The organism is Paraliomyxa miuraensis (genome assembly GCF_026337845.1).
Classification (GTDB): domain Bacteria; phylum Myxococcota_A; class Polyangia; order Nannocystales; family Nannocystaceae; genus Paraliomyxa; species Paraliomyxa miuraensis.
Window position 1 is genome coordinate 1 of the sequence record NZ_JAOVZF010000084.1, and the last position, 969, is coordinate 969.

Sequence of the window (969 nt, forward strand, 5' to 3'; positions counted from 1 at the left end):
GCGTGCGAGGGTGCGGGCGACACGTGCACGGTCGGCGCGAGCAATCGAGCGGAGACGTTCACCTTTGCGCCCGCGGTGTCGTCCAACGATCGCCTCGACGACCTGTCGTCGGCCAGCTCGTCCGAGGCGCTGTCGCCCACCAATCAGTTCCTGGTGGCGTTGATCGGCGGCAGTCCGGCCGACGATGCGCTGCGCGACGGCCCGGGAGCGCTGTACCAGAGCAGCATCTACGTGCTGGTCGACGACCACCAGAGCGACCCGACCGCGGGCTTCTCGGTGCCCAACGGAGCTCCCAAGGCGGCGCCGGGGACCAACGCCGACTACATGCGGATCGCGCTGACCGACATCGAGCGCACGCGCAGCTACATCCCCTACGATGGCGCGGCGACGGTGGAGGAGACCCGCAACTTCTCTCGCGGCACGCGACCGATCCGTGCGCCGCGGATCTTCGTGACCGGGGTGGTCGACGAGAGCACCTTGGGCAACGCGGGCGGTCCTTCGGTGATCGAGGGCGTCGAGATCTACAACCTGCAATTCACCGTGTACGAGCCGCCGTCGACGATCTGCGACGACACGTTCTACGACGCGACCGAGAACGAGTGGCACCAGGACCCGGGCTCGACCTACCTCATCACCTTCCGGCTCACGGCCAACGTGTCCTCGGGCTTCGATCTGATCAACGGCGCCGGGGCGGGTGGTTCCGCCGACTTCGGTGGTGGCTTCGCCACCGGGCTGACCCTGGCCTCGGTGGAGCAGCTGGGCTCGGGCGACTGCGCCAACGGAGGCTGCGGTCCGCAGCTGGTCACGTCCTCGGCGGCCCCGTGCAATCCCAATGCCGACGGCGGTGCGCTCCCGGCCGGCGTGGGTGCGGCGCTGGGCCTGACCCAGAAGGAGCTGGGTGGGTTCACTCCCGTCGAGTAGTCCGCCACGCGTGGGCAGGGGCTCGCCTCGGGCCGTGACGATCTCGCG

1 protein-coding gene is annotated in these 969 nt (G+C 69.6%); it reads left to right on the top strand.

The features are described 5' to 3' along the window. A partial coding sequence (locus OEB96_RS00375; RefSeq protein WP_323137305.1) for a hypothetical protein occupies nt 1-921 on the top strand: 921 nt, incomplete at its 5' end. Nucleotides 922-969: the final 48 nt, after the last annotated feature.